The sequence below is a fragment of the Planococcus alkaliphilus genome, from assembly GCF_057031095.1.
Genome location: NZ_CM168060.1, coordinates 1661731 through 1675764, shown reverse-complemented (window position 1 = coordinate 1675764; position 14034 = coordinate 1661731). Strand labels below are relative to the sequence as shown.

Genomic DNA, 14034 nt, shown 5'->3' with positions numbered 1-14034 from the left:
GAAACGTTTTTTTATTTAATCTTGAAATCGTCATAACCAACAGCTTCCAATTCGAAAACACCTTGGGCTTCAAGTTTTCTAAATAACTGTATAATTGTCAAATGGTCAACAGCGCCTAGTTTTTCCCCATCTATTTCAATCTGTTCATCTAAACCTCTATTAATTAGCTTGATTTTCTTCATGTTTTAATCCTCCTTTTCCAAATGAAATAAACATTTTAAATTAATCGTAAGAACCAATACACTCATAACACCAGTAAAGATGTCCATTTCTCCCATGAGGTTTAGTCAAGTCAGTTTTCTCACCACACTCACAGCAAATCTTAAGTTTCTTCTTTAAGCGCTTCTTCATTCAGTGTCCTCCTTCAACCAATTTAACAAGTCTATAGTTTATCTATATATACTTTCCCAATTCTAGCTAAGTGAATAAGAGTTCTTAAATCGCTTGCTGTAATTTTTACTTCCTCATCATCACCGCATTCTACTAATTCAAATAGCATTTCGTCAAAATCATTGTCGTTCATCAAAATCATCTCCATTTCATTTTATTGGGTAAAATAAACCCCCTATTTTACGGCACTTTAGGCATGTCAATTCCATATAAAATTGGAATTTCATTGGTTAATTTCTTTGTATTTGTTTACTATCGCTTCAATCGCTTGATCGCTGGTTGAGAATGCCATTCTGTTTTCATTTCTATAAACGTCTCCATATCCTAAAAGATATCCAGAATAACCATATCTTTCTTTATCAACAATTCCAAACTGTTTATCTTCGCCGTTAACTTTAGTATATAATAATGTACTGTCCCCAAATATCTCTGTACGTGTAATCATTTTATTCACTCCGTTTCAGTTTAATAATTAGATTATATCAAAATATAAAGTTTATAGTCTTTACTCTTTGGATAGTTTAATGCAATCATAGTCGCTGCTAGCGGATGGAATCATAACACTTCCTGATTTAATGTAGGTTGTATACTCTCCTACTTTAACCATTTGACCGCCTTCTGCTTCACATGCTTTCTCTTCTTGATCATAAGCATATGCAATTCCGGCAATTCCAAACACAAAGAATATAGCTAGTAAGACCGTCCACAGCCATCCATTGTTGTCCATTCTTTCATTTAGACATTTAATCCCTAGAAATAGAAACACTGCGAATATTGCTACTATGATTAATCCTGTCAATATAAATTTCATTTTTAATTCATCCTCTTCTACTTAATTTTCCTAATGAATGAGATATTTCGTTGGATAATTTTATCGAGTATAAGCGTAATAGATAACATAAAACCAACTAAAGATACCATGCAAGATTGCCCATAGGATTGATTTATGAATACTCCATGAGATTATCATTGCTAATACACTTCCTGTACTTATTCCTGATTTAACAACTCTTTCCGTTCTTGTAGATTCTTTTGTCATTTAATCCATCTCCTTTTATTAAATAGCTAAAGCTGCTTTCTTAAATACATAGTGCGGAACAATCTTAGAGTATCTTTCATCATCTTCATCATAGAGACTTAAGACTGTACTCATAGACCATGTAGTATAATCAGAAGGTTTGTCGCTACTTCTAATATCAATGTTGTGTTCAAAGCCGTTGTATCTATAGTAGAAGTCGCTTCCTCCATCATGTGCTAAGAAAGTTGTTTCCTCTTCTGCTACTGTATGTTTGAATTTAGGTTGATTTTCAATCATTCTAAATACCATGATTATCTCTCCATTCTTATTATAGTTTATTATGTAGTAGCGAACCAGCTCTGATCCGCTTAACTTCTGTTTTAATTGTAACATCCCACTAAGTTTAAAACAACAATTTTATTATAGTTTATTTAATTAAGCCTCTAAAATAAAGTGAATATACTCACCTTTATGGTCGCTTAACTCTGCTGCTAAATCATGTCCACCAATACTGAAATCTTCTAAATTATATCCTGTAATTGTATACTCTGAGTATCCTGTTAGTCTAATATCCGTTTCCAAATCACCATATAGCTCATAAATCAAAGACTCCTGTGCTTCTTCTAATGTAGACTCTTTTTCAGTAAAGTAGATACGAAGATTGACATCAAAAATCATTGCTCTAGTTCCACCTAGTCCTTTATTAACACTTCTGACTCTACCGTGAGAATTAGCAAAGCTCTCTATCATTTTGGGAATTGAATCAGCTCTCCAACCTGAATCTTCTTTTTCTTCTGCTACAGCTACCATCCAATCACTATCAGTAGTTAACCATCCTTTAATATAAAGCTCAGACATATAGTCCATCTCCATTTCTTTTGTATATATATTTATTATAGTTTACTCAATTTAAAAGTATAAGTTACCAGCTAAGAATGAAGCTACTCCCAATGCTGCTACATAGAATTCATAGACTGTGAAGCGATCACCATATGTAATCTCCTCACTTATATCTGATAATAGATAATGGTCTAATTTCTTCAATAATTTCATTCTATCCTCTCCTTTTAAGTAGTGTAATAACCAATGTTAAATACTTTAACTAGGTTTTCCATCTTCTTAATTGCAATATTTCTTGTGATAAGTGGACGGCAACTTGCATTAAAATTCATATCTTCAATAAAAGTCTCATCTAATAAATGGCTATGATAAACTTTATATTTAATTGGTGTTCCTTCCTCGTGTCTCTTAAATGTTTTTAAAATGAATTTAGTGTTAGCCACTGTTTCAATTTCAGCAACAGTTTCTAGCTGTAAATCTATTTTTATTTGCTCTTCTTTTAGTTCTTTAATTTGCTTTTCTAAATTATTAATCTTCTTCATAATATTCATGTACATTCTCCCCTCTTAGTTATATCCTAATTCCACTTGTAGCTCATACGCTTCCATCATTCTAACTGACTCCAACAGTTGACTGAATCTAGCTTTCTTATCCTTCTTATTGTCGAAGATTGATAGTTCTTCTGTCTGCAATCCAACCATGATATTCTTATGATTCATCACCACTGGTGTTCTAAGCAAAATGTGGTTTTCTATTATCAGTTGGTGATACTCTTTCAATGTAATTGCATCCATATCGATTGTTTCTAACAGCTTCATAGCGTGTTTAGATTTCTTAGTTGGCATTAATCCTTCTAACCCATCTTCAGACAAGTGGATCATTTGAAGAAACTCGTCCCATGTAGGAGGATTCACTTCAATGTTTTGTAGCTTGTAATCGACATTGTTAGCTTCCATATACTTAGATATCGTTCCTGTTGCCTTATTTGCGCTTGTGTAAAATACTTTAACTGTCATATTAATCATTCTCCATTCTAATTTTAGTTTATGTAACATTATAGTTTGCTCATTTGATAAGTTTTAATTTCTAACTAAATTCAGTTTAGCTCATTTCAATTTAGATTGCAATACCTTTTTATAAATTATTCTATTAAATATTTAAACTTGCTGATCTCATATTGAATATCCTTCCCTCATTTCAAGTCCATTGGATTTGACCGGAGTTCACATGTTCAATGGTTTCAAGAATTCTTCCCAATTCATTCTGCTGATGGTGTGTTCTCACTCTGAATGAATTGAGTTGAATTGCTGAACATTTGAGATAACTTGGTGTCTTGTATTTATTATAACACCATTTCAACAGTTGTAAACATTCAAACTTAATATTTTTATAACTTATTTATTTTATTAATGTTAATTTTATCTTCTTACTGTCTCTATAGTTCTGATCCATCTTATATGCTTCTGATTCGATTCTATTTTCATCTAATCCAATTACCTTATAACCTAGCAGCAAGGCTTCTATTATGTCATCGTACACTACTGATAGCTTATGATTCTTTTTGTTGGCTGAATGTGACTTCTCTATTATCAAGGCTAGATAATGAATAGCTGATTCTTCTTGATTGTACTGAATTAGTTGTCCTACGGATAGCTCTCTCTTTGACATGTCCTACACTCCTTTTTGCTTTTTTAGGATAATGTAAATAACCCTATCTGGTATATTTAGAATATACATCAAATAGGGTGACACGTCAAACACTATGTCATTTAATTATATAGTTTGCTTAATTGATAGATTTAATAGAACTTATTTATTAGATAATTTTATATCTGTATGAATATAGAAGGTTTTAGTTTTCTTATCACTACCTGAACCTTTTCTACATTCATATTCTGCTTCTTCGTATATCTCACGACATCTTTTAAATGTGTGTTTACCTTTGAATTCATCATTAATAAAGAGTTCATAAATTGTATTGTTTTTACGTTTTTCAAACCATTTGCTAATACCATCCATTATCATATGTGTTAGGACTTGAACAATAGTTAGTATAATTCCCAACCAGATAATATCCCATAAAGTAAATTCCGGCATTTAATACCTCTTCTCTTCTTTAATTTCTCGACAAAATCTAACTTTTATTCTGCGATTTTAAATGCTGCTTCCTTCAAACTATTGATCCATTGCTGACAGTCTTCTTTAGTTTTATATTTAAAAGCTTTGTTTACTTCTCCATCAATTTCAAAATACCAACAATCGTGAATTTTATCGAAGACAGGAATGATAATCGTTTTTCTTTCTTTCATTAGAATTGTACTCCCCAAAGCTTTCCATCATTATCTACATAGTCTACCGTCAATTTCTCTAAAGAGTGACAATAACCATCCCAACCATTGTAGGGAATATCAAAGTCCATTGGATTATCATATTCTTTCAATTGATGATTCTTACCATAGTTATCTCGTAGATTGATTAACTCAGGAAGAACTTCTTCAAATTCGCTCTTATCAAAATTCATATTCTCAGTAATGTAGTCTCCATCATTTGAATCTGCAACAATCGTGACTGTAAAGGTATTTCTTAAGTTAAAATTTTTCTCCACTAATTTATAAGTCATAGTTTAATATCTCCCTTTCAAATCTATATTTTACTTAAGATACTTTATAAGAACGCAATACATCTAAAAATTTACTGTTTGGGATTTGATCTAGGAATTGAGGCGGTACTCGATTAAATAACGGAATACTGTCTGAGGATAAGAAATCTCCCCAATTGCCAATCAGATCAATTATATGGTCAACACGAACATCAACTACAGTATCTGATCCGTTCAATTCCTCATCTGAGTACATATCATGAATATCGTAGCCATCACAGTCTTCACAGCAATAATAGTCATAGGGGCTACTATGTTGAATATACGGTTCAAAAGTTGAATCAATAAAAACCTTAAAGAAGTCATAATCATATTCAGGGAAGTTATAGTTTATTTCTTCAAGTTTGCGATTGTAAAATTGAAGATAAAGATCATCTATATTAAAACCTTTTTCTTTAAGAGTTGAAATAAGGCTGCTATCAATATCAGAAAATAGTTCTTCTTCAATTTCTTTTCCTTTAATAAAGTTTCGGTAAAAGTCAGGAGTGAATTGAGGATGAGTCAAAAAAGAATAATCAAACAGATGAACATTACTAATTATATAGAAGAAAGTTTCATTTGAAAAAGTTAATTTACCATCTAAAAACAATTGATTATCATTTCTTCCGTATCGACCAAAAGTGATACTATACCCTAAATCAGACAACTCTCTAAAGTAATCCATATATTTAACAGTAAAAGTATCAAGGCTTATATCTAATGGGTATTTAGTATTTTCCTTACAACGAACATCTTCTAAGATAATCTTTTTCATTGCTGAAAATTCAGATTCAGATATAGTTTCTGAATGGATTACCCAAGTTAATAGATCATGTGTACCTAAGCTTTTTCCAAACTTCTTCAGCATCTCAAGTGAATATTTAAAGATGTCATGGTACTCATTTAATAGTTTTACTTTTCTATCCTCAAACCGATGATAAACAATACCTGAACTCTTCATGGAGCGAAACTCGCTATCTGTTAGCTCTGCATCAACTTCTAAGTAGCATTTTTCAAATTTATCCTCATTGAATGTGTCTAGTGATGAAAAGCTTGAAAAAGGAAATGGACTTAAGATATTGATAATCTTGGTTTCATCCACCTCGATAGAGATATGATTATTTTTATTGTTAACATCATAAATAAAATATGCGCCACTCTTTTTATTTTTTAATCCTAATATGATTAAATTCATCTACTCAACTCCTATTTTCATTTTATCGTACAAAATGGATACCGTTAAATACGGGTGTTTAGGAGTGTTAGATTCCCATAAATCCTGTATTTTATTTGATTTTATAATTGCTTAAGATGATTTTTCAATGTGCCGATCCAATAATAATTACCATCTCTAAGAGAGCGATAGTCGACCACCATGCTGTAAGCTTCTCCAAATGTTAATCCTCTTGCTAGTTGACTAAGAGAACCATCAGGAAGCATAACCATGACGTTTTCCAATCTTTCTTGCTGCTTCTTGTTCATACTTCCTCTCCTCTTTCCATGTAAAACTAATTTTATTACTCTTTGTTTAAATATTCTTTAAGAAACTCAAATATTTTATTGACTTCTTCTTTGTTAACTCTAAGACAAGAAATTGATCTATCCGAATAGATTTCTATTTCTTCCTCATAGATGTTTGTAAGACAAAAATCCAATAGACCATCACGTCTTTCATTTATTTCTAAAATTTCATCTTGGTCATCATTGCACAACGCTAATTGATTAACAGTGTCGTTGGGTTTCTTCATTTTTATCTCCTCCTATTATTTAAACCTATTTGTTTCAATCATACCAAGTAGTACTACGTAAGTAACCATATATCTTTCAAACTCTTTTATCTACATATAGTGAATTTAATTAAATTTTTATCTATATATTGTGTCGTTATTCCTATAAAAGTAATTTTTTATTGGATAATTATATATTCAATGAAAACTGTCTTACTTTGCTAACTTTCTCTACCCAATCAAAACTAATAATTCTCTCCATATTGTGATTAGTTTCAACAAAGAGTAGATAGTCATTTAACTGAGGCTTATAAGTTATAAAAATATCTGCATCTTTAAATCTGGTTTCAATTATTTCATCAAAAGGAATGTTTAACTTAACTGTATATTTGTTCATAGTTTCAATTCTCCTTATCCAACAAACGTCATTCAATGCCGTTCAATGACAAATATTTGATTATTTTATTTGTGCTGCCACTTCCTGTAGCTCTTTAATTGCAGTCTCTAATCTCTTCTTATCAAAAACAATATCTCTCATTGGAGGCACAATTCCGCCTGTAGTATTCAATTCATATAATGTGAATTTGCTTCCGTAAATATTGCCTCTCACTACTGATCCGCTTACTATAGTTTGATTGCTGAAGATTCCCATCCAATCACTCCTTATAATTTATTCTAATCTAAGTAACTTTCTAGCTCTTTCTCCTCGATCTTTCTCAATCTCAGATTGTTTGAAATGAGTTATGCTTTCTCCCCATTTGATTTCTCTTTCTTGATAAGTGTAATTTTCATCGTTTGCATAGAATTTTAAAACTGGAAGAACTACACTTAGCGTTTCTGTAAGTGTACGATTCTCTTCTTCTAGTTCCTGTATGCGCTTCGAATAGTCCATTGTTATTTTACCTCCTTATAGTTTATTATCCAATGATCTTAACAATGCCATAGCCTACTGATCCAATAACACTTAATACTCCAACTCCTGCAAACCCTATAATAGTAAATGTAATTACTGTGTTTTCATCTGGTAGTTTCATATTCCTAACCTCCTTATTTGTGTGGATTGTAACCCGTATTAACTTTGTCTTTATCTTTATAAATTACTAAATAGCGTGTAAAGAATCTTCCTGTGTTTGATACAACTGTGTTCATTTTAATATCTACTACATTCTTATCAGATATGAAGTGGTTCATACTTAATTCTACGAGATCATCATAATCATCAAACACTTTTGTTTTAATCATTCAATATATCCTCCAAGATATGCACCACTAAACTTATTCAACTCTACTTCTGTAACTTTCGGATTGAAGCCTTTTTTCTTTTGCTTCTCAATCTCCTTATTAACTCTTGCTTCATTGTCTGACACTAGGATTAAATCTAGCTCTAATCCCCATCCACCATCATAAGTATTTGCAGTTACAACATATAGTTTACTCAATTAATAATCACTCCATTCCTTAAGTACAAAGAAGTCAGTAGAGATTGTTTCATCGTCTAGTTTTAGCAGCACTCTTACACCTGATCCTTCCCACTCAACGCTATCTCTTTCTAACTCAACTTTTAATCTATTTTTAATTAAATCTAATACTTGCTCTTCATCCATTTAATCTCTCCCTTTCAAATAAAACTAAATTTTTATTGGTCAAAAACATCTATTTCTTCAAAATATTGATTTAAACTAAAAGAGCTATCATCGTAATCTTCAGGTTTATATCTCTTATCAAATTCTTTCATTAATATTCTATCTTTGCGTTTGCTTTCGCAATAAGCTACATGCTCATTTAGTTCTTCATCGCTCATTGCTTTAACTTTCTTTTTGAACAGTCTCTTCTTCATGGCTATCACTCCTTATATAAAGTCTGTGGTTTTTGGTGAGTGTCCGGCTTTAAACTGCTCTTGCATAACTTTGTCTACTGCCTCTTCATAACTCATTCCTTTTTCTTCAATGTAATAGTTAATATCGGCTAAGATACCATTATGTTTTTCTGATTCGTATGTGATATGGTTTGCCATTACTAAGTTTCCATCCATTTATTTTCCTCCTTGTTTCATAAATTCCTTATAACATGGCTTACAGAACGTCCACGATGGAACATGATATCCAATTCTAACTCCATGTATCATATCCTTAATATTAAAAACTCTTTTACAAAGATCGCATTTCTTCCAAAATAGGAATCTCATTTCTACTTTCTCTCCAATCTATCTCGCTTCCTAATTGCTTTATATCGCTCATCTGTAGTCATTGGCTGTAATTCTGGTAAATCCGGTCTAGGTGGCTCTTTCTTTTTATTATTAAATCTAGCGAATTGAATACTATCGCAAAAATTTGGAACTTTAAAACTATGACTTCCCTCACCTAAGGTTTGTCTCCCGATTTCATTGCCATCTTTATCATAGAAAATCACACCTTTTGCTTCTAATCTAGAGGATATTGTGTACTCCTGATCTTCTATAATAGATGCTGCTGGGAACTTTTTTATATATTCTTTAAATAGATTAGGTAAATCGTTCCAAGTAATTAATCCATCGCTTTTACTCATTATATTCCAACTTTCAATTTTATTTGGTAAAATGAAGCCTTATAAATAAGGCTTTTTAGCACCTTAATTTGCGGTAAAACATGTGTTTTATTATAGTTTATATATTCGTGTTCTACGCTTGTAATGTGTTTTTCAGTTTTTATTTCAATTGTTTTATCCAGTTTTCCAATTCAGTCTTACCTTCATCACTGAGGATTCCATACTTATCTGATTGTTTTTTGATCTCGTATGGAACATCTGTCCAAATCTCTCTCGCTTTAACTCTATCTGTTTTAATTTCATAGTTTGAACCATATATTTCCACTACTGTTTGCAGTAAATTTTCCATACGCACTTCTTGTAAATCTTTACGCAAAGTTTTGCAATCGTTACAGCTCAGTCCATTGAAAAATTTTTCTTTTCCGCATTCTTTGCATTTATTTTTAGGAGTAGAGAGCAATGAAAAGGTTTGATCGTATGTGTTGCGTTCTAAATCAATTAAATCTAGATTGTTTACTGATGCCTCTGCTATCAGTAAAAGTCGCCAATCTAAAAATGATTGCTCTGGATGTTTTCTTATAGAAATTTCATTAGTAAATTCCTTTTTACCAACCGGCTCTTCCTTATTCAACTTCTTTGAAATTTGATCTTGAATAATATTGCAATTCTTAATCCACTCAAAAGGAATTTCGTTCCCTTTTAGCATTCCATAAGCTAAAAATTCTATTGTTTCTAGACTCCAGATAAATAAATAATAATCTCTATCATCTATCCAATTTAACATATTTTGAAATGCCTCTTTGACGCTAATCTCAGAAGAGAGCGATTCAATTCTTTGTGACTTTGTGTTACTCACATAACTATGAAATTGATCAACAACTTGTAATCTGCCATTCAGGGAAGATACTCTTTTAGCGCTTATTTCCTCGATAGTCTTACTAACTGGTTCTGCTTCTAAGCCGAAAAATACAATATCCATCTAGACCACTCCTTTTTTGATATGTTTTTATCTTATATCAAACTACAAGAGCTTTCAAATCCTGATAAATCGTTTGATTTATTGGGTAATTTATTTATTACCCATTTACAATTAGATATTAATAATTGATGGATGCAAACCTACACCCTCTATCCCATTTGCAAAAGCATTTGGGAATACCTTTCTAATGATGTTTCCTGCACCATTTACATCTGCGTTAATGATTCTATCATCATTCGTCTTATACATTCCTCTGGCGATTCTCTCACCACTAAAAGTTCCCTTGCTTGGTTGATCCATATTTAAGAATGATGCTTTGCTCGTATACGATTCTTCTGTAAGAACGACTCTTATACCTACATCTCTCAATTTATATTGCAACTGATCAATTAACTTTTCAAACGGTACTTGAATAAAGTTTTTCATTCTTGCATTCTGTTTCCACTTATCATTTTTACCAATGACCACAGTATCAATTTTTAATGCTAGACAATAGTTAAGAATCCAGCTTGAAGCATTGTGCATGTAATTATCAATCTTGTTCTCTCTTTTGGTAGTTAGCCATGATAATTTTTTAGTCCAATTCTTATTGTTGGCTTTCTTAGCTTTACTTCTTAATTCAGCGGTTTTCATATTATAAAACTTATTAATTGATTTAAGCGGCTTCCCATTAATTACAAAGGGCTGCTCTCCAAAGTTGTTTTGAGTAGTTACTAAGTTGTTCAATCCTAAATCAATACCTAAGATTCTATTGGATTCATGAATGATATCTGGAATTTCTAGCTTGTATACGATCTCCAACACATAAATATTACCCTTCGGAACAATTCTGGTTTGCATATGATTGCCTTTAATCCTAGTCTTAATCAATCCGCTAAATTCCTTGATAGGCTTAAAACTAAAAACTAATTCATTGTCAATCACCTTGCTCTGAACATTGGTTAAAATCCAGACAAACTTACCCTCAATCTTATCTAAGTAATTTGGCAATTTGGGTCTACCTAGATACTTATGAGGGCTTCTACCATAGCCCTTAATCGCAGCAAAGAAGGATTTCCAATTTTGCTCTAAGACTTTTAGTGTTTGTTGAGCTGAATTCGAGCCAATGTCTTTGAATGGTTCATCATGTTTAAGTTGCTTACCTATTTCAACATAGTTTCCAATATAAACATTATTTTTGATAAACTCTTGCCTAATTAGATAATTGGCATAATTATATAGGTTTTTGGATTTAAAGCAGTACTCTTCACAGACATTAAACATGGGATGACTCTTTTTAATCTGATGTCTCTCAACTCTAGTTATTTTCATTTTCTCACCTCCTTTATATGTCATAAATCTTCTGTTTTATTATACTTTTATTCTTTTCTCCCATTTCACAAACAACCACCCTAGAAGAATTGGAATAAACACAAATCCTAAAACTACCGAGCCAATAACTATATTGTTATAAATCCAAAAAGCAATACCTATCACCAAGAGTATTCCTATAGATAACGCAAATCCTAATATCCACATTTCAACTACTTTCTCCAAGAAATCAACTCTCCTTTTCAATTTGGATTAAGTATGATAATATTTAGTTACTCGCAACGAGATGTTTTATACGCATAACGTCGGGAAGTCCTAGCTGTGGTGGCAAAGAACTTCTTTTTATTTTCCTTATAAAGCTACCTTTTTATAGGACAATCCTCTTCATAATAAGCTCTCCATTAAATTCTCCAGCTAACTCCCAACGACAGTCTCCCATTTCATTTAAAATCTCGATTAGACTTTCAGATTTAAAATCTTCTGATTCATAAAATTCTCTATCCATAATGTCTTCTTTACGTTGAATATTGGCGTATTCAAATTTAACCATTTTCTTCATCTCCTTATAATCTATTTAATACTTGGTTTGGCATTTTGTGGAGGTGGTGGATCAGGTCTAAACCAACTTGCATCAATAAGCATCTTCGCTAAATCTTTCGTAGATAGTTGTCTAATTTTACTAATGCTTAGACGATCCATAATTACAGACACTCTTATGGTAATATCAACATATTTGCTTGCTGCATCTCTAGCCTTAAAGGCTTTCTTGATTGCTTTATACTTTCTATTGCGTTCACGCTTAATCATTCTATCCAATGATTTCATTAAATGACTCCTCTCTATTTATACTTTGGCTTTCCACATCTAAAACAAGCAAATCCAACTTTGGCAGATTTGAATATATAAAAATGTCCTAATAGAATACACTTCCAGTTAATTCTCATTGATTTTCTCCTCTAAATACTTCGCAACCTCTGCCATAGTTTCATTCATAGTATTATATTCTTCTTTCGTGTAAGTATTTTGTCCGCCAGTAAGCAATGCTTGAACATAAGCAACATCAAGATTGACTGCAACTTTGAACAGTTTGATTAGAAGTTCGCTTTCTTTACCCATGCTCTCATCTCCTTAAAATCCCTTACTCCTACCGATCAAACGAATAGTTTCATCTGTCTTCTTCTCAAATGCTTCTGAAATATCATCAACAGCTTTATCTGATACTATTGCACGTTTACCTTTATATTTTCTTTTCTCCTTAGATTCTGCCTTATCTCCTTCATCTACAGCTAAAAAAGTATCACTATAAACTACATTCTTAACTAACTCGCTTGTTCCATTAAAATAATTAACAGTAGCTACTCCATTTTCATATATAACAACTTGTTTAACCATATCTTCTGATCTGATAGGAATATCTCTTGGATTATATTGATTCATTCAACCACTTCCAATCGACTAATTTTATGATGTGAGAATCCGGTTTCACTTCTGATAGTAGCTGCTGTCTTATAGATTGCTGTTACCTCTCCGATTCTATTAGCTATGTTGGAATATGTGGTTGATACTTTGTCGCCTATTTTGAGCTTAGTCATTCGCTGTCAACCTCATTCACTCTACGATAAACTGTAAACTCAATTGCATTACCTTCTGATTTCATTTCAGAAAATACATCGTTAGGATCAGGTTGGATACTTTCTTCATTTAGCTTATCAACAATTTCCTTCTGAAAATCAGCGTATTCTTGACCGAATGGAACATCAGGATTGATTTCTTTTGTGATTGAAAATACTTTTACTTGGTTTGTATTACTCATTTTTACCACTCCTTATTTATATATTTTACTCATTATAACTTATTCAATTGATATTGTCATTCTTTAAGTCAGTCTATTTAATATAGCTCTCATAATCATCAAAGCTAGAAGTATTGCCGTTAATCTTCAAATCGTCATGCCACTCAAACACTTCTGATTCTTGAATGTCAGCAATGACCGGAGAAATATCTAATACTCGCTGCAATCCAGATTCTAATTCTGACTGAAAATGTTCTACATCATGTAAATCATAGTATCCATTTGCGTCTGGTAAATACATTGTAACTTTGTATACTTTAGCCATTTAATCCTCCACAACTTTAACTGCTTTTCCATTAGCCAATAATTCCCTAAGCACACCAAACTTCATATATTGATGTCCACCTGTTCTTGAAACTACTGTAACTCTATTGGCAATATCATCTGTCCGGTAAATACTATAGAGAGTAGTCTCAATTTTAAATTTCATTCCATATGGAAACTCTGGATGATTATCATTGCTATAGCGCTCACCTGTGTCGTTATTATACGTCATAGGTTGCTATCTTTCATCGGAATATATGGATCGCTATCAACTTCCACTGTATATAGCTTAGTTCTCTCATCGTATCTTAATTCGTCATGCGTATAGAAGCGTCCCGAATCCTCTTGATTAAGAAGCACGCTTACATGGTCATTTGTGATTCCAACCTTATATTTATCACACAACAGAGTTAATTCAACCAAGAATTCTTGTAATTTATCATTCATTGTTATTTCCTCCTTTTATCGTATGCGTTAACCCCCTACAAATAA

Annotated in this window: 36 protein-coding genes; all 36 read right to left on the bottom strand. The window is 32.0% G+C overall.

Annotation, left to right across the window (positions count from 1 at the left end):
- Nucleotides 1–11 precede the first annotated feature (11 nt).
- The 36 genes from AC2EXB_RS08800 to AC2EXB_RS08625 all read right to left on the bottom strand — a co-directional run bounded on the left by AC2EXB_RS08800 (nt 12) and on the right by AC2EXB_RS08625 (nt 13989).
- The gene (locus AC2EXB_RS08800; RefSeq protein WP_483604473.1) at nt 12–182 is read right to left on the bottom strand and encodes a hypothetical protein; all 171 of its coding nucleotides are present in this window, start codon (nt 180–182) and stop codon (nt 12–14) included.
- 200 nt (nt 183–382) lie between these two features.
- Nucleotides 383–523: a hypothetical protein gene (locus AC2EXB_RS08795; protein ID WP_483604472.1), complete on the bottom strand. Its 141-nt coding sequence runs from the start codon at nt 521–523 to the stop codon at nt 383–385.
- 90 nt (nt 524–613) lie between these two features.
- Entirely contained in the window at nt 614–835 is a 222-nt protein-coding gene (locus AC2EXB_RS08790; protein ID WP_483604470.1) for a hypothetical protein, read from the bottom strand.
- A 60-nt stretch (nt 836–895) separates the two neighbouring features.
- On the bottom strand, nt 896–1201 hold the full coding sequence (locus AC2EXB_RS08785) for a hypothetical protein (RefSeq protein WP_483604469.1): 306 nt from the start codon (nt 1199–1201) through the stop codon (nt 896–898).
- A gap of 246 nt (nt 1202–1447) precedes the next feature.
- The gene (locus AC2EXB_RS08780; RefSeq protein WP_483604468.1) at nt 1448–1717 is read right to left on the bottom strand and encodes a hypothetical protein; all 270 of its coding nucleotides are present in this window, start codon (nt 1715–1717) and stop codon (nt 1448–1450) included.
- A gap of 126 nt (nt 1718–1843) precedes the next feature.
- A complete protein-coding gene (locus tag AC2EXB_RS08775) occupies nt 1844–2266 on the bottom strand; it encodes a hypothetical protein (protein WP_483604467.1) in 423 nt (140 codons plus the stop codon).
- A 51-nt stretch (nt 2267–2317) separates the two neighbouring features.
- Nucleotides 2318–2461, bottom strand: a complete 144-nt coding sequence (locus AC2EXB_RS08770) for a hypothetical protein (RefSeq protein WP_483604466.1) — start codon at nt 2459–2461, stop codon at nt 2318–2320.
- Between the two features lie 14 nt (nt 2462–2475).
- Entirely contained in the window at nt 2476–2799 is a 324-nt protein-coding gene (locus AC2EXB_RS08765; protein WP_483604465.1) for a hypothetical protein, read from the bottom strand.
- A 15-nt stretch (nt 2800–2814) separates the two neighbouring features.
- Nucleotides 2815–3264: an ArsC/Spx/MgsR family protein gene (locus AC2EXB_RS08760; RefSeq protein WP_483604464.1), complete on the bottom strand. Its 450-nt coding sequence runs from the start codon at nt 3262–3264 to the stop codon at nt 2815–2817.
- Nucleotides 3265–3646: 382 nt separating this feature from the next.
- Complete coding sequence (locus AC2EXB_RS08755) at nt 3647–3916, bottom strand: hypothetical protein (protein ID WP_483604463.1); 270 nt, start codon at nt 3914–3916, stop codon at nt 3647–3649.
- A gap of 141 nt (nt 3917–4057) precedes the next feature.
- On the bottom strand, nt 4058–4345 hold the full coding sequence (locus AC2EXB_RS08750; protein ID WP_483604462.1) for a hypothetical protein: 288 nt from the start codon (nt 4343–4345) through the stop codon (nt 4058–4060).
- Between the two features lie 44 nt (nt 4346–4389).
- The gene (locus AC2EXB_RS08745; protein WP_483604461.1) at nt 4390–4557 is read right to left on the bottom strand and encodes a hypothetical protein; all 168 of its coding nucleotides are present in this window, start codon (nt 4555–4557) and stop codon (nt 4390–4392) included.
- Nucleotides 4557–4868, bottom strand: coding sequence for a hypothetical protein (locus AC2EXB_RS08740; RefSeq protein WP_483604460.1), 312 nt, complete (start codon nt 4866–4868; stop codon nt 4557–4559). Before AC2EXB_RS08740 ends, AC2EXB_RS08745 begins: the two co-directional genes overlap by 1 nt.
- A 34-nt stretch (nt 4869–4902) precedes the next feature.
- On the bottom strand, nt 4903–6081 hold the full coding sequence (locus AC2EXB_RS08735; RefSeq protein WP_483604459.1) for a hypothetical protein: 1179 nt from the start codon (nt 6079–6081) through the stop codon (nt 4903–4905).
- 101 nt (nt 6082–6182) lie between these two features.
- Nucleotides 6183–6368, bottom strand: coding sequence for a hypothetical protein (locus AC2EXB_RS08730; RefSeq protein WP_483604458.1), 186 nt, complete (start codon nt 6366–6368; stop codon nt 6183–6185).
- Nucleotides 6369–6403: 35 nt separating this feature from the next.
- A complete protein-coding gene (locus AC2EXB_RS08725; RefSeq protein ID WP_483604457.1) occupies nt 6404–6634 on the bottom strand; it encodes a hypothetical protein in 231 nt (76 codons plus the stop codon).
- Between the two features lie 169 nt (nt 6635–6803).
- Complete coding sequence (locus tag AC2EXB_RS08720) at nt 6804–7010, bottom strand: hypothetical protein (protein ID WP_483604456.1); 207 nt, start codon at nt 7008–7010, stop codon at nt 6804–6806.
- Between the two features lie 60 nt (nt 7011–7070).
- Complete coding sequence (locus AC2EXB_RS08715; RefSeq protein ID WP_483604455.1) at nt 7071–7265, bottom strand: hypothetical protein; 195 nt, start codon at nt 7263–7265, stop codon at nt 7071–7073.
- An 18-nt stretch (nt 7266–7283) separates the two neighbouring features.
- On the bottom strand, nt 7284–7505 hold the full coding sequence (locus AC2EXB_RS08710; RefSeq protein WP_483604454.1) for a hypothetical protein: 222 nt from the start codon (nt 7503–7505) through the stop codon (nt 7284–7286).
- A gap of 155 nt (nt 7506–7660) precedes the next feature.
- The gene (locus AC2EXB_RS08705; RefSeq protein ID WP_483604453.1) at nt 7661–7855 is read right to left on the bottom strand and encodes a hypothetical protein; all 195 of its coding nucleotides are present in this window, start codon (nt 7853–7855) and stop codon (nt 7661–7663) included.
- A complete protein-coding gene (locus tag AC2EXB_RS08700; RefSeq protein ID WP_483604452.1) occupies nt 7852–8052 on the bottom strand; it encodes a hypothetical protein in 201 nt (66 codons plus the stop codon). The genes AC2EXB_RS08705 and AC2EXB_RS08700 overlap by 4 nt, the downstream gene beginning before the upstream one ends.
- Nucleotides 8053–8217, bottom strand: coding sequence for a hypothetical protein (locus AC2EXB_RS08695; protein ID WP_483604451.1), 165 nt, complete (start codon nt 8215–8217; stop codon nt 8053–8055).
- Between the two features lie 32 nt (nt 8218–8249).
- Nucleotides 8250–8450: a hypothetical protein gene (locus tag AC2EXB_RS08690; RefSeq protein ID WP_483604450.1), complete on the bottom strand. Its 201-nt coding sequence runs from the start codon at nt 8448–8450 to the stop codon at nt 8250–8252.
- Between the two features lie 12 nt (nt 8451–8462).
- Nucleotides 8463–8645, bottom strand: coding sequence for a hypothetical protein (locus tag AC2EXB_RS08685; protein ID WP_483604449.1), 183 nt, complete (start codon nt 8643–8645; stop codon nt 8463–8465).
- A 155-nt stretch (nt 8646–8800) separates the two neighbouring features.
- The gene (locus tag AC2EXB_RS08680) at nt 8801–9157 is read right to left on the bottom strand and encodes a hypothetical protein (RefSeq protein WP_483604448.1); all 357 of its coding nucleotides are present in this window, start codon (nt 9155–9157) and stop codon (nt 8801–8803) included.
- A 139-nt stretch (nt 9158–9296) separates the two neighbouring features.
- The gene (locus AC2EXB_RS08675) at nt 9297–10115 is read right to left on the bottom strand and encodes a hypothetical protein (protein WP_483604447.1); all 819 of its coding nucleotides are present in this window, start codon (nt 10113–10115) and stop codon (nt 9297–9299) included.
- Between the two features lie 111 nt (nt 10116–10226).
- Nucleotides 10227–11426, bottom strand: a complete 1200-nt coding sequence (locus tag AC2EXB_RS08670) for an RNA-guided endonuclease InsQ/TnpB family protein (RefSeq protein WP_483604446.1) — start codon at nt 11424–11426, stop codon at nt 10227–10229.
- A gap of 39 nt (nt 11427–11465) precedes the next feature.
- Nucleotides 11466–11651, bottom strand: coding sequence for a hypothetical protein (locus tag AC2EXB_RS08665; protein WP_483604445.1), 186 nt, complete (start codon nt 11649–11651; stop codon nt 11466–11468).
- Nucleotides 11652–11793: 142 nt separating this feature from the next.
- Nucleotides 11794–11976, bottom strand: a complete 183-nt coding sequence (locus tag AC2EXB_RS08660) for a hypothetical protein (protein ID WP_483604444.1) — start codon at nt 11974–11976, stop codon at nt 11794–11796.
- A gap of 20 nt (nt 11977–11996) precedes the next feature.
- Nucleotides 11997–12251 carry a hypothetical protein gene (locus tag AC2EXB_RS08655; protein ID WP_483604443.1) on the bottom strand — a complete coding sequence of 85 codons (255 nt, stop codon included), beginning with the start codon at nt 12249–12251 and terminating at the stop codon, nt 11997–11999.
- A 108-nt stretch (nt 12252–12359) separates the two neighbouring features.
- Nucleotides 12360–12542: a hypothetical protein gene (locus AC2EXB_RS08650; RefSeq protein ID WP_483604442.1), complete on the bottom strand. Its 183-nt coding sequence runs from the start codon at nt 12540–12542 to the stop codon at nt 12360–12362.
- 12 nt (nt 12543–12554) lie between these two features.
- A complete protein-coding gene (locus tag AC2EXB_RS08645) occupies nt 12555–12863 on the bottom strand; it encodes a hypothetical protein (protein WP_483604441.1) in 309 nt (102 codons plus the stop codon).
- Nucleotides 12864–13014: 151 nt separating this feature from the next.
- Nucleotides 13015–13239 carry a hypothetical protein gene (locus AC2EXB_RS08640; protein WP_483604440.1) on the bottom strand — a complete coding sequence of 75 codons (225 nt, stop codon included), beginning with the start codon at nt 13237–13239 and terminating at the stop codon, nt 13015–13017.
- Between the two features lie 73 nt (nt 13240–13312).
- Nucleotides 13313–13543 carry a hypothetical protein gene (locus tag AC2EXB_RS08635; RefSeq protein WP_483604439.1) on the bottom strand — a complete coding sequence of 77 codons (231 nt, stop codon included), beginning with the start codon at nt 13541–13543 and terminating at the stop codon, nt 13313–13315.
- On the bottom strand, nt 13544–13774 hold the full coding sequence (locus AC2EXB_RS08630) for a hypothetical protein (RefSeq protein WP_483604438.1): 231 nt from the start codon (nt 13772–13774) through the stop codon (nt 13544–13546).
- On the bottom strand, nt 13771–13989 hold the full coding sequence (locus AC2EXB_RS08625; RefSeq protein WP_483604437.1) for a hypothetical protein: 219 nt from the start codon (nt 13987–13989) through the stop codon (nt 13771–13773). Before AC2EXB_RS08625 ends, AC2EXB_RS08630 begins: the two co-directional genes overlap by 4 nt.
- Nucleotides 13990–14034: the final 45 nt, after the last annotated feature.